Source organism: Kiloniella litopenaei (assembly GCF_000982415.1).
GTDB lineage: Bacteria > Pseudomonadota > Alphaproteobacteria > Kiloniellales > Kiloniellaceae > Kiloniella > Kiloniella litopenaei.
On record NZ_LANI01000027.1, the window covers coordinates 1 to 12289 of the forward strand.

Genomic DNA, 12289 nt, shown 5'->3' on the forward strand with positions numbered 1-12289 from the left:
ATCCGGAGTGAGGTTTATTCTTCCTCTTTTGCTTTTGCAAGTAAAAAAAACAGAAATTTCCATACAGGAATAAAATGAAAGGCTTGGTCTCAATCTTTATAGGTCAAGATCGCATGTTTTCTGGTTATTTAGAGGTTGTATCGAAGAATTCCCGGACTTGAGCAACAGTATCTGCCAAACCCGTTTTTTGTATGGATACACCTTCGGGAAAGGCATTTTGGAGTCTCGTTGGCATCATGGGATCCAGAAGGACAAATATGCCTCGATCATTTTCACGTCTGATGAGGCGTCCATATGCCTGCTTCAGCTTTAGCCTTGTCTGGCTGTCATTGTATCGATTACCGCCAAAATGCTCTTTACGGGCACGGTGTTGAATGGTTGGCCGTGGCCAGGGAACGCGGTCAAACACAATCAGACGCAGGGAATCGCCGGGAACATCCACGCCATCACGGACAGCATCGGTTCCCAGCAGTGACGAATTTCTCTCAGCCCTGAAAATATCGATGAGGGTAGAGGTGTCGAGGTTATCGACATGTTGGCTGTAAAGGGTCAAGCCCGCACGATCAAGTTCTGGTCCCATTTTCTGATGAACAGCTTTGAGACGTGATATGGCAGTAAAAAGGCCCAAGGCCCCGCCTTGTGATGCCAGAAAAAGTTCTCGGTAGGCGGCTGAAACCTGATCCATATCGTCTTTACGGACGTCGTTGACGATAAAAACACGCGTCTGGCTTACGTAATCATAGGGTGATTTGAACCGCGCGCGTGTTGGTATGCCGGGGACAAAGGATGCACCGCTTCGTCGTTCTGCCCCAATCCAGTCCCCTTCTTCATTACCACTCCCCTCTGTGAGTGTCGCGGATGTGATGACTGTACCGTGGGCTTGAGACAACAGAGTGTTTGCCAGTGGTTTTGTTGGATCTATCCAATGTCTGTGAAGACCGACATCAAGATCTTTGCCCCCCGCACGTTCAACGGAAAACCAGTCGGTGAAATCTTCCGGGATTTCTTCTTCCAGAGCACTTAGCATGGCAATCCAGGCTTGCACCTGATTACTACCACGCTGTTCCAAACTTTTACAGGCGGCCTCAATCCGCCGTCGAGTGTCGCTGTCTAGTTCGTCCGCTTCATTATCAAGCCGTTGTTCCAGACGGCGGCGTAAGTTTTTAATGGGTTCCAGAAGTTCTTCTAGTGCAGAGCGCAGTTCAGCCGCAGATTCTATGAGACCGGGAATAGCTGGTTTGGTTTCAGCTTCCAGACTGTAGGGAGAATTTTCATGGTCAGTGCGTGCATAAACCTGTTCTCGCAGATGACAAAGAAAAGTTTCCATCGGACCTGTGGGCTGGTTGTCTTCCATGCGATTTACCCAGCCGTCTCCGGTAAGGTGTCTTGCGGCTTGCACGGTTTCATTGACCAGATCACGGGTTCTGTCATCCGTTGCAATCAAATCGTCTAGTCGTTTTTTTAGGCCTCTAGCACGACTGGCAGAACGGGTTGAGCCCGTTTCCACCCCGGAAATCCACCGGCGTAATTCCTGGCTTTCCTGTGCAGTCAGATGGGCAGAGAAGGCACTGTCTGCAGCATCAAACAGGTGATGGCCTTCGTCGAATACATAATGGCTGGGGAGAGAGCCTTCATCGCGTCCACCACCCATCGCAGCTTGGATCATGACCAGCGCATGGTTTGCGACAACGATATTGGCTCGTTTGGCTTTGCGGATATTGCGTTCGATATAACAGCGGCTGTAATGGGGGCAGCCGGAATAGATGCATTCTCCGCGCCTGTCTGTAAGGCCGAGGGTTCTATTTTTTCCAACTAGATCTGCCAACCAGCCTGGGAAGTCTCCACCGACCATATCCCCGTTTCTACTTCGTGAGGCCCATCTGGCCATCAAGCCGATGGCAACGGCATCATGGGGTTTGGTCATCAGAGCCTGAGTGGCTTCTTCAAGGTTTAGAAGGCAAAGATAATTTTCACGGCCTTTGCGTATAACCACGCGTTTCGATTTTTCACGCCGTTCCGGGAAAAGCCTGTTGAGTTCGCTATCTATTTGAGTTTGCAGGTTTCGGGTAAAGGTTGATATCCAGATCGGTGCGCCATTTTTTTCGGACCAAATACTTGCGGGTGCAATGTAACCCAGGGTTTTGCCGACACCGGTCCCGGCTTCAGCCAGGACAATATTGGGTTCTCCTGATACATCTCTGGGGGCAAAGGCACTGGAAACGGCGGCTGAATAATCAACTTGCTGTGGTCGAACTTCGGCATCGTCACCAAGCAACTCAGAGAGACGGCGTCTTGCCTCTTCTGGTTTAACAGACTGATGCCTTGGCGGGTCCTCGGGGGCGTGATCACTCCATTCTTCTAGACGTTCCCAAATACGCATCCCTCGGCCGGGTTTCAGGGTCGGTGAATGGAGGTTTTCTTCCTGCATGGCAGATAGAATCGCCGGCCCCCAAAGCCAGCCTGCCATCATCATTGTTCTGGCTATGTCAGCGGCGTACGGATCGTATTGTCTGCCTTTGGAGGCCTGTTCACGCAACAGGAGTTCGGATGTTTGATGAAGAAGTATTGCTGCTGCTTCGATAGATGTGGGCTCTGGTGCACCAATAAAAGCGGCAAGCCCCCGTGGTGTTGGGGTACAGGCAGCTGCGGGGCGTACAAAAGCGATTAGCTCAAGAACATCATAGGACTGAAAAGGATCTATTCCCAGTCTTTGTGCTGTGGATTTGGCATGGCAAACCATTGGCGGTTCAAGAGTAACACGGCGAGCTGCTTCACTATTTGGCAATCTTTCGACTTCGCCGTCGGGGCTAATCCATACGGAAAAACGTAATCCAGACAATAGCAGAGGGGCCTTGGGCATCATAATCGCATTGCCCTGGTCGTTTGTGGCCTGTTCTGCTGTTGGAAGTTCCGGTGTCATATCTTGGGTGTCATATACTCTAGTGTTTTATCTCGTCTTTTGTATTTCGTTAGATTTATAGGTCTTATAAATCGTTTGAGCCAAACACATGGCTTAGTTCTAGGCTCGCTTAGTCTTCTTATAAAAGCGGGCGTCGATTATGGCTATTGAAAAAGAACAAGCGGCGAACATTTGTTGTTATTTATAAAATATCGGTAGCTTCAATGCGTCTTCGCGCATTGAGTAGAAATTAAGTTAAGCGACTATAGTTGACGCGGGGCTTTCCTGCGCCTAATTTCCACATCACTGGCGTGTTATTGAAGAGCGTCAGAAAGACTTTCATTAAATCAACATTACACCCTTGAGGGATTAAAACGATGTCTAACCACCAGGAACTCGCTATGCAGGCAAAAGCATGGCCGTTTGAAGAAGCGCGCAAAGTATTGGCTCGTATCGGTGGGAAGACGCCCGAGAAGGGCTATGTTCTTTTCCAGACGGGCTATGGTCCATCAGGATTGCCACACATTGGAACTTTTGGTGAAGTTGCCCGTACAACAATGGTGCGGAATGCTTTTGAACAGCTAAGCGATATTCCAACCAAGCTTTTTTGCTTTTCTGATGACCTAGATGGTTTCCGTAAAGTACCAGATAATCTACCAAACAAAGAGATGTTAGCTGCAAACATCGGACAGCCGCTGTCAAAAGTCCCGGATCCTTTTGGGGAATACGAGAGCTTGGGGCACCATAATAATGCCCGTCTTAGACAGTTTTTGGACAGTTTTGGTTTTCAGTATGATTTTCTGTCCGCCACAGAAGTTTACCAGTCAGGCCAGTTTGATAAGGCGCTTTTGGAAATTCTGGCTAACTACGACAAGATCATGAATGTGATGTTGCCGACGCTGGGTAAAGAGCGTCAGGCGACTTATAGCCCTTTCATGCCCATTTGTCCGAAAACTGGAAAAGTTCTTCAGGTGCCTGTTGAGGAAACGAATGTTGATGCAGGGACAATCTCTTTCCGGGATGAAGATGGTGATCTTGTCGAAGTTCCCGTAACGGGCGGGCACTGCAAGCTTCAGTGGAAGCCAGACTGGGCAATGCGTCAGTACGCATTGGATGTCGATTATGAGATGTCGGGAAAAGACCTGATTGATTCTGTTAAGTTGGGTAAAAAGATTCAGAAAGTTTTGGGATGCAAAGGACCTGAGACTTTTACCTACGAGCTTTTCCTGGATGAGCAGGGGCAAAAAATCTCTAAATCAAAAGGTAACGGCCTTTCCATGGAAGAGTGGCTGACCTATGCGCCGCAGGAAAGTTTGGCTTTGTTTATGTATAACAAGCCACGGACGGCGAAGAAGCTCTACTTTGATGTTATTCCACGTACTGTTGATGATTATATTACATTTAAAGGAAAAGTGGGTGAGCAGGACGAAAGCAAGCTTTTTGAAAACCCTGCCTGGCATATCCACACTGGAAATGTGCCGTCTGAACAGACGTCTTTGTCGTTTGGTATTCTCTTGAATTTGGCAAGCGTTTGTAATGCGAATGACGCGGATCGCTTGTGGGGCTTTATCAAGCAGTATGCCCCTGAAGCATCACCTGAAAGTGCACCATTCCTTGATAAGTTGGTTGGTTTTGCGGTTCGCTATTATCAGGATTTTGTAAAACCAAAGCTTCAGTATCGTGCGCCGGAAGGTAAAGAAGTTGAAGCCTTGAAAGACCTTTTGTCTGTTCTTAAGGGTCTGCCAGACGGAACAAGTGCAGAAGATATTCAAACGGAAGTTTATACCATTGGTAAGAAACACGAGTTTGATAATCTGCGCGATTGGTTCAAATGTTTATACGAAGTTCTACTTGGTCAGTCCCAAGGACCTAGGATGGGGACGTTCTTTGCCCTTTATGGTTTGGGTGAAAGTATCAAGTTGATTGAAAAAGCTTTGGCCGGCGAAGATCTCTCTGCTTAACGTCTAATTGACGAAAATGGCGATAACAAGTGTGCAGATTAAAGAAAACCCCGGACATTGACCGGGGTTTTTTTTATTGGTTGTTATTAAAAGCTAGCCAGCTTTGATTTTGAAGTTGGCTGACAATTCTTCAGTGCATTTGTTGCACGCCCAGTCAGAACCTTTGGGCGGCGCAGGATGATTTTTGTTGTTTAGCTTTTTTGAGCCGCCAAAGTCGTGGAAATTTTTACATGTCTTCTGAAAGCAGGCTTCAAGTGAGTTCGCATAGCTGTATTTAAAGGCATTGATTTGGTTTTTGCCTGTTAGCTTGTCCATTAAACCGCCTTGTCCAACACGTTTTTTCAGGCAGTAGAGCAGAGTTTCCTGAACGGTTTTTTCGGCATACCCAACATACAAGACTTCAAAGCTTCGATCTGAACCAAGGTGTCCGAGCGCAAATGAACCAGGCATAGGTTGGATTATTTCCTTGAGAATAACCTTCTCTTCCAGCTTAAGGGGACCATCCATGTCCAGTTTAGCCATGCGTCAGTGCCTCTTTAATTAAATTTAATTTATGTCTTAGACGACAGGTTAGTGTGTCGTTTGTTACTTAAATATGACGCTAAAGCCTTTAAAAAGAGTAAAAATTATGATTTACACATGGTTAAGATGGGTTGTTTTGTTTGTGTGTTTCCGCAACCACGTTCTGTTAGGCAGCTTTATTGGCTGGCCCATAACACACGGGCAATCCAGATGATATCCTGTGTTTGTATCGCTATATCTTGATGCGATGGGGCCAAGCCTTTCAGTTCGGCTTTCAATGGACTGTTTCTGATGAGCTCTTTGATAATGATTTCATAATTGGTTGTCATTAAAGCAATGCGATCCCCCCTTCTCAAATCCGCATTGGGGGAGATAATTAACAGGTGCCCATCGCTGTAAACGGGTTCATAGTCATTACCCGTTATTTCTAAACCGAAGGCATTCGTATCATTTACTCGGGCAAAAAGTGCTTCATCCCAGCTATCGCCTATGGGGTGACCATTATGATCGAATTGACCAAAAGATGATGCTTGGCCGAGATCTTGAACGGGAATTCGTTTTGCCAACAAGCCAGCACTTTCTTCCCCAACAAGATTAACAAATTCGGCGAGTGTTGAATTTGTTGCGTCGAGTATTTTGGAAATTGACTCTGTGCTTGGCCATCTAGGTTTATTTTTCTGGGTTATGCGCTTGCTTTTATTAAAGGTAGTAGGATCCAGCCCGGCTTTTTTGGCTAGACCAGACGGGGATAGAGAATTTTGCGCGGCTAAACTATCTATGGCGTTCCATATATCTGCATGTTTAAGCATTGTACGGTCACCTATTCAGTTGTTGTTATGCAACGTGACACGAGTACTCTTTGGGAATGATACCTCAATTTGATAAAAAATAGGACCAAAAACTTATTGTATGTAGAAGTTGTCCATTGCATGAACGTCCCGCCAGGCGGGATAGGTCGGTAATTAGAGGGTATTTGTACGTAGCATACAGTTGAAACGTGACTGTAAGCCATTGTTGCAGTAGAAAACTGTAATGATTGAAAGAAAAGATAAAAAACCAATTAGAAAGAGGCAGGCCAACAAAACTGTCGCTAAAACCAAGGTGAAAGCGGCTGTAAGGAAGCGCGGTTTTGCTAGTGCGCCATCTCGATTATTATATGTTGCATTGTATAAGCCTTACGATGTCTTGAGCCAGTTTACGGGTGAGGCGGGGCAGCGTACCCTGGCCGAGATAGATTTACCGCTGGGCGTTTATGCTGCAGGCCGTTTAGATAAGGATAGCGAAGGGTTGTTGTTGTTAAGTAACGACGGGCCTTTTATTGATCGGTTGATACACCCTAAAAATGGGCATCCAAGAAGCTATCTTGTTCAAGTGGAAAGAGTCCCTGACGATGGTGCTTTAGATCAGCTTAGGTCGGGAGTAATAATCAAAGGGTATCAGACGAAACCATGTACTGTAGAGCTCTTGACGTCAGAGCCTGACCTTCCATCCAGGACACCGCCTATACGAGAGAGAAAAAATATCCCTACGGCATGGTTAAAGATTACCTTAAGTGAAGGGAAAAATCGCCAGGTCCGAAGGATGACGGCTGCCGTAGGCTTTCCCACTTTGCGTTTGGTGCGGGAATCAATTGGTAATTTAAAATTGGATGGTTTGCAGCCCGGTGAATGGAAAATTGTGTCCACAGACGATATTTTGTGAATCGGTTTTGTGGGAAAAGCGATATCATTGACTGCGGAGTTGAAAAAGAAATGGCGGGAAGTTACCTTCCCGCCATTAGGCTGTCTTTCACAGGCTAAAGACAGTCTTTAGCGACTTAGATGGCCGAGAACGTGAGGGGGTTACTGTTCTGTCTCAGCCATAGAAACGAAGAGTTGCCGAATATTTTCTTCGCCTAAGTCGTTTTGTGGCGATTCTACATTGAAAATCGCTGTTTCTGGAGAAGCCGATATCATTGACTGATTCGATTGACCCATGGCTGATACGGCGTCAAGAGCAGTTGCCAATGCTCTGCTGCCGATGGTGCTCGCTGTCATGTTTTGATGTGCCATGGTGTTCTCCTTTGTATTAGGTCGTCTAGCTCGCAATAGACTTCCTGAAAGGGTACTTTGCAGGGAGTGTGCCAGTTTTTATTATTTTTGTAATCATTTGCATTAAGCGACTGATATAAAACAAAAATAAAAATTGTTCCAACTCTGAAATAATTGATATTTTTGTGGAAATTTAAATAAAACTGAGTGTTTCTGCCAGTTCGCGTTCTTTTTGGTGGTGTTTCTTGTTTTGTTTGCGACTTAAGATTGATGTCAATCCCTTTGAAACTGCGGACTTGCGGCGGAGGGGAATGAAATTATAAGTTGTTATTGTTGAATGGGTGTTGCATTTTGCATCACAATAAAATGATGAATATTTGCAAATTGCAACGCATTTTGCGATTTAAGGAGTGTTTTGGGATGGCAAGTCGATTTATATACCATGTCTGTAAGCGACAAGAGTGGAACTTTGCAAAAGAAAAGGGAAGCTATGCTGGGTCCTCACAAGACCAGGCTGATGGCTTTATACATTTTTCTGGATCTGATCAGGTTCGTGGTTCGGTTGCAAAACATCGTGCTGGTCAAGATAACCTTATTTTAATCGAAGTTGATGCTGAACTCCTTGGGGACGATTTGAAATGGGAACCTTCAAAGGGGGGAGCCTTGTTTCCTCATCTATATGCTGATTTATCTCTGGCTACAGTTGTGCGAACTGCTGATTTAAATCTTGGTGAGGGTGGTAAGCACCAGTTTCCAGACTGGCTTGATTAGATTTTCACTGGTTTCGTTGCAAACTACGGAATTAAAAGAAATCCGAGGTTATGTGTTAAATTGTATCTGGATTAGCTTAGGGGTGGTGATGGGGGTATGCCTATGGTAAGTCCATCTTGATTTGCCTTTAATACCGCCTTGCTCTGACCCTCAGGAGAGTTTTTGTGAACAGTTTTGATATTATCGGCCCGTGCATCCGGCTTTTACCGGCTGAGACGGCACACAATTTTACCTTGTGGTGTCTTAAACATGGTCTTGCCACATCACAAAAAACGATTGCTGATCCTGCTCTGAAGACATCTGTTTGGGGGCTAGATTTTCCTAATCCTTTGGGGCTGGCCGCAGGTTTTGATAAGAATGCAGAAGCTGTGGAGCCGATGCTTGAGTTCGGTCTGGGTTTTACCGAGGTCGGCTCTATTACGCCTCTGGCTCAGCCGGGAAATCCTAAACCCAGAGTGTTCCGCTTAACTGATGATAAGGCTGTTATTAACCGAATGGGTTTTAATAATGGCGGAATGGAAGCTGCTGAGGACAAGCTGATCCGACTTCGTCAGAAAAAGCTTTCAGGTTTGCTTGGTGTTAATCTGGGGAAAAATAAAAACACCGAGACTGCTCTTGAGGATTACCAGAAGGGTGCAAGAAAACTCGCACGCTATGCAGACTATATGGTGATCAATGTATCGTCGCCAAATACTCCGGGCTTGCGAGCTCTACAGGGGCGTGAAGAGCTGGAGATATTGATTTCTGGCGTACAGGATGTATTGGCCACGACATTGGGCGATAAAGCACCGCCATTGGTGTTAAAGATCGCCCCGGACCTGACCGAAGAAGACAAGCGAGACATCGCAGGGGTCGCGTTGGATCTTTCGCTAGATGGTTTAACGGTAACAAACACAACAATTGAACGCCCTGAAAGCCTCAAAAGTTTACATCGTACCGAAGTTGGCGGCTTGAGTGGTGCGCCTCTTTTTGAAGCCTCAACAGAAGTTTTGAGGGATATGTACCAATTAACAGGCGGCAAAATTCCATTGATTGGTGTTGGCGGTGTCGCCAATGGTCGTCAAGCCTATGCAAAAATAAGAGCAGGAGCTTCATTGGTGCAGCTATATTCTGCGCTTGTTTATGGTGGACCGCCTCTTATTCCCCAGATTCTCAAAGAACTGATTACCTTGCTTCAGCAGGATGGTTTTAGTTCAGTTGCCGAAGCCGTGGGGGCGGATCACAAATAAATTTCCCGCCTTATAGGATTTCCAATACTGATTCTGGTGGTCTGCCAATTCTAGCACCCTTGGAGCTGATGACAATCGGACGTTCGATTAGGATCGGATGTTCTATCATGGCCTTGATAAGGTTTTCATCATTTAAGCCGGTGTCCGAGAGGTTGAGTTCTTTATAAATTTTTTCCCCTTTTCTCAGCAGATCGCGTGGGGCCATTTCTAACTGCTGTAGAATATCTTTGAGCTGGCTTTCAGTGATTGCGCCTTTTAGGTATTCTATAATTGTTACTTCGCAGCCTTGATCTTCGAGAATGTTAAGAGTTTGACGAGATTTACTACAACGAGAATTGTGAAGAATTTTAACCATCATGTCAGGCCGGCCATCTTATATAGTTGGAAAAGATAATTGAAATCTGTCAGATTATGAGTGTTTTGTTAAGTCTCTCTCAAGAACCTTGTGTCATTGATTATCTTATTCGTTAGATTTAGTCGAAATAAAATTTATGCCTCTGTTACATCATCTATTCTTTATTACAATCTATTGTGGCCTTGCGCTTATTGCCGTCCTTTTTGGGCCTAGCTACATTCCCGATCTACAGACAGGTGGTGCCATGTTGCTGGGATTGTGGATATTTCTGGCAGGTGTTGTGCTCCATGAAATTATAACGCGTCGGGCAAATGATGAAGAAACAACAGCAAAGCTTGAAACGCTTCACCATAATCAGGCTGTTTTACGCGATCGTATTTCCTGGACCCGTCGAGAGATAAAAGGGATGGCCGAAGCTTTTGAGGCGGCAGGTCAATCCAGCAAATTGAGTGAAGAACAGAATATCATTAATGATGCCTTGTCCGAGGTTAACCTGCTCAAGACACTTATGCCCAGATTGACAGACCCTTATCTTGGGTTATTCGATGATGAAGAAAGCTCTCAGTTTAAAGAACCTGAGAGACCAGAAGTTGTTGGGCAAAAGAGACAGGCGACCAAAAGTGATTTTCTGGACGATTTCAGAAATGAACGATCGTTGAGGGCCAGACAAAAGACAGTAGCTACAAACGCGACAAAAGAAGAAGTTTCGGTATTAAGTGACCTGAGCGAGACAGAAGTCCTTTCAATTGTAAGGCGTTCATTACGCGATGATCGCATTGATATGTTTTTACAGCCGGTTGTTGCTTTGCCTCAGCGTAAAAGAAAGTTTTATGAGTGCTTTTCCCGCTTGAGAACGACAAACGGACAGGTCATTGAGCCCGGACAGTATGTATCTATCGCCACACGAGCAGGATTAATAACAGCAATAGATAATATGTTGTTATTCCGTTGTGTGCAGATTATCCGAAAGATTCTCCGTTCTGGGGAAGATGTCTCTTTCTTTGTAAACTTGTCATCTCATACCTTGAAGGATCAGGACTTTTTTGATGATTTTGTCGATTTTGTCCGGGGGAATATCGAAATTGCACCCCATCTGATCATTGAAGTTGGGCAAGATGAATTTTTGGATTTAAAAGCCAGTGAACTATTAAGCCTTGAAAGGCTGATAGGTCATGGTTGTCGCTTGTCCCTTGATCGAATGAAAACCCTGGATATGGATCTGAAGGCCTTGGCAGCTGGCCGTATTAGATTTCTAAAAATAGAAGGCTGGCTCTTTTCGCAGGATAGAAACAAGACAAAGAAATTTTTACACGATGTGAGAAGTCTGCCTATAGAATTGGTCGTTGAAAAAATTGAAACAGAAGATGCCCTTGTTCAGGTTCTCGATCAGGATGTCGCCTATGGTCAAGGATACCTTTTTGGAGAACCACGACCTGCAAAGCCATAAATTGATTAAACCGTAATCAAGAGATGCCTATCTGTAAAAGATGCCTGCGTATAAAATGTGATGATATATAAGACCATTTTGACGAAGCGGTGACTAATGCTTTGCAAGTCATAGAGCTTGTGGCACAAGAAGTCTCTCTTTTTTTATCCGTTACATTTGCAGGAACTTCTTATGTCAGCCACACCTCGTACAATCCCGCTTTTATCAGGGGTTTCCGAAATCATTGATAATTACGATGGATTTGTTGTCGATTTGTGGGGGGTGATGCATGACGGGTTAGAAGCTTTTCCCGATGCAGTGACTGCACTTCAGAAAATAAGAAAAGCTGGAAAAAGGATCGTTATTCTGTCCAATGCACCCAGACGTGCTGAATCCGTCACTGTTAGAAATGAAGAGTTGGGGATTGCCCGTGATCTTGCGGATGCGGTTCTTTCATCTGGTGAAGTCACATGGCGTAATCTGAAAGAACGGACACTTCCTTTTTACCAAAAGCTTGGAAAGAATGCCTTTCTGATTGGCCCCGAAAGAGATCTTGGCATGAAAGAAGGCTTGGATTTTAATTTTGTTGATGACATTGGTGGCGCTGATTTCATTATGCTGACCGGTATTTGGGATCCCGAGGATAAGGTCGAGCGTTATGATTACTTGTTAAAGCCCGCGCTCGAACGCAAGTTACCAATGGTTTGCGCCAATCCTGATCTGGAAGTTATCCGGGGGGGCAAGCGCGAACTTTGTGCCGGTGCTGTGGCTCATCATTACGAAGATATGGGTGGGGAAGTACAGTATCACGGCAAACCCTATCAGGATATTTACAAGGAATGCATGAAGCTGGTTGGCATCAAGGACGGCTCACGTGTTCTTGCTGTGGGGGATTCATTGCGTACAGATATTACAGGTGCAAATGCGGCAGGTATCCATGGTTTGTTCATCGCCGGCGGGATTCATTCGGATGACCTCAATGGTCTAAACTCTCCGACAGATATGTTAAAGCTTGTTAGCTTATGCAATCGTTATGATCAGTACCCGGTTGCTGCCATGCCTATTTTCAAATGGTAAGATGACGAATTAATTCTTG

General features: G+C 45.4%; 11 protein-coding genes. 6 read left to right on the forward strand and 5 right to left on the reverse strand.

The window, feature by feature from the left end:
- Window positions 1-124: 124 nt before the first annotated feature.
- Complete coding sequence (locus WH95_RS16690) at window positions 125-2920, reverse strand: ATP-dependent DNA helicase (RefSeq protein WP_052742107.1); 2796 nt, start codon at window positions 2918-2920, stop codon at window positions 125-127.
- Window positions 2921-3276: 356 nt separating this feature from the next.
- Between WH95_RS16690 and WH95_RS16695 the strand changes: the two genes are divergently transcribed.
- Complete coding sequence (locus WH95_RS16695; RefSeq protein WP_046509436.1) at window positions 3277-4860, forward strand: lysine--tRNA ligase; 1584 nt, start codon at window positions 3277-3279, stop codon at window positions 4858-4860.
- A 93-nt stretch (window positions 4861-4953) separates the two neighbouring features.
- On the opposite strand, the gene WH95_RS20750 is transcribed toward WH95_RS16695, so the two are convergent.
- Together WH95_RS20750 and WH95_RS16705 are read right to left on the reverse strand one after the other, a co-directional pair.
- Window positions 4954-5382: a hypothetical protein gene (locus WH95_RS20750; protein ID WP_052742108.1), complete on the reverse strand. Its 429-nt coding sequence runs from the start codon at window positions 5380-5382 to the stop codon at window positions 4954-4956.
- 176 nt (window positions 5383-5558) lie between these two features.
- A complete protein-coding gene (locus WH95_RS16705) occupies window positions 5559-6191 on the reverse strand; it encodes a S24 family peptidase (RefSeq protein WP_046509438.1) in 633 nt (210 codons plus the stop codon).
- A 223-nt stretch (window positions 6192-6414) separates the two neighbouring features.
- Between WH95_RS16705 and WH95_RS16710 the strand changes: the two genes are divergently transcribed.
- Window positions 6415-7083, forward strand: coding sequence for a pseudouridine synthase (locus WH95_RS16710; RefSeq protein ID WP_082114206.1), 669 nt, complete (start codon window positions 6415-6417; stop codon window positions 7081-7083).
- 140 nt (window positions 7084-7223) lie between these two features.
- Here WH95_RS16710 and WH95_RS16715 read toward each other — a convergent pair whose 3' ends face one another.
- Window positions 7224-7433 (reverse strand): hypothetical protein, encoded by a 210-nt coding sequence (locus WH95_RS16715; RefSeq protein WP_046509441.1) that lies wholly within the window; start codon window positions 7431-7433, stop codon window positions 7224-7226.
- Window positions 7434-7832: 399 nt separating this feature from the next.
- On the opposite strand from WH95_RS16715, the gene WH95_RS16720 reads away from it, so the two are divergent.
- A complete protein-coding gene (locus WH95_RS16720) occupies window positions 7833-8183 on the forward strand; it encodes a DUF952 domain-containing protein (RefSeq protein WP_046509444.1) in 351 nt (116 codons plus the stop codon).
- 164 nt (window positions 8184-8347) lie between these two features.
- The gene (locus WH95_RS16725) at window positions 8348-9412 is read left to right on the forward strand and encodes a quinone-dependent dihydroorotate dehydrogenase (RefSeq protein WP_046509446.1); all 1065 of its coding nucleotides are present in this window, start codon (window positions 8348-8350) and stop codon (window positions 9410-9412) included.
- A gap of 10 nt (window positions 9413-9422) precedes the next feature.
- On the opposite strand, the gene arsC is transcribed toward WH95_RS16725, so the two are convergent.
- On the reverse strand, window positions 9423-9770 hold the full coding sequence (gene arsC / locus WH95_RS16730) for an arsenate reductase (glutaredoxin) (RefSeq protein WP_046509448.1): 348 nt from the start codon (window positions 9768-9770) through the stop codon (window positions 9423-9425).
- Between the two features lie 133 nt (window positions 9771-9903).
- Between arsC and WH95_RS20755 the strand changes: the two genes are divergently transcribed.
- Window positions 9904-11214, forward strand: coding sequence for an EAL domain-containing protein (locus WH95_RS20755; RefSeq protein ID WP_052742109.1), 1311 nt, complete (start codon window positions 9904-9906; stop codon window positions 11212-11214).
- Between the two features lie 171 nt (window positions 11215-11385).
- Window positions 11386-12270 (forward strand): TIGR01459 family HAD-type hydrolase, encoded by an 885-nt coding sequence (locus tag WH95_RS16740; protein WP_046509450.1) that lies wholly within the window; start codon window positions 11386-11388, stop codon window positions 12268-12270.
- The last annotated feature ends 19 nt before the right edge of the window (window positions 12271-12289 follow it).

Coding starts and splice junctions, on each gene's coding strand:
- WH95_RS16690 (WP_052742107.1), bottom strand. CDS start 2,920: ATGACACCGGAACTTCCAACAGCAGAACAGGCCACAAACGACCAGGGC.
- WH95_RS16695 (WP_046509436.1), top strand. CDS start 3,277: ATGTCTAACCACCAGGAACTCGCTATGCAGGCAAAAGCATGGCCGTTT.
- WH95_RS20750 (WP_052742108.1), bottom strand. CDS start 5,382: ATGGCTAAACTGGACATGGATGGTCCCCTTAAGCTGGAAGAGAAGGTT.
- WH95_RS16705 (WP_046509438.1), bottom strand. CDS start 6,191: ATGCTTAAACATGCAGATATATGGAACGCCATAGATAGTTTAGCCGCG.
- WH95_RS16710 (WP_082114206.1), top strand. CDS start 6,415: ATGATTGAAAGAAAAGATAAAAAACCAATTAGAAAGAGGCAGGCCAAC.
- WH95_RS16715 (WP_046509441.1), bottom strand. CDS start 7,433: ATGGCACATCAAAACATGACAGCGAGCACCATCGGCAGCAGAGCATTG.
- WH95_RS16720 (WP_046509444.1), top strand. CDS start 7,833: ATGGCAAGTCGATTTATATACCATGTCTGTAAGCGACAAGAGTGGAAC.
- arsC (WP_046509448.1), bottom strand. CDS start 9,770: ATGATGGTTAAAATTCTTCACAATTCTCGTTGTAGTAAATCTCGTCAA.
- WH95_RS20755 (WP_052742109.1), top strand. CDS start 9,904: ATGCCTCTGTTACATCATCTATTCTTTATTACAATCTATTGTGGCCTT.
- WH95_RS16740 (WP_046509450.1), top strand. CDS start 11,386: ATGTCAGCCACACCTCGTACAATCCCGCTTTTATCAGGGGTTTCCGAA.